Here is a 385-nt window from a genome sequence, read left to right on the forward strand (position 1 = left end):
AGCTTACTTCTTGACCTATACAAATCTCTCTTGCATCAGAATCAAAAAAAGCTGTAAATTCAGATGATGTGAAGTTCAAGTAGCTCCTTCCTTGCTCAAAACCCCTTCTTATTCTATCGTATTGTCCTTGACTAAACACATTTCTACATGATCCAGGGGCATAAGACATGATATTAGGAACAGAAGGATTGTAAAAATCACCATTCGCATCCTTTAAGTTTCCAGTATATTGGCAACTACCATTAACTTTACCTGATAAATTAGGGTCAGCCGGTGTGTCACATATTTCATCTCCTGCTGTAGTACAGTTACTTCCATTAACTAATTCATCAGTAGTACCTGTATTCGTTTTACCATGGGTATGAAACAAAGTAAAATAATGACC

At 36.4% G+C, this 385-nt stretch carries 1 protein-coding gene; it reads right to left on the bottom strand.

What is annotated here, in order from left to right; all coding sequences use genetic code 11:
• On the bottom strand, positions 1-370 hold a 370-nt coding region (locus E1176_RS00130), incomplete at its 3' end, for a M43 family zinc metalloprotease (protein ID WP_246205892.1).
• Between the last annotated feature and the right edge of the window lie 15 nt (positions 371-385).

Source organism: Fulvivirga aurantia (assembly GCF_009711475.1).
GTDB classification, from domain to species: Bacteria; Bacteroidota; Bacteroidia; order Cytophagales; family Cyclobacteriaceae; genus Fulvivirga; species Fulvivirga aurantia.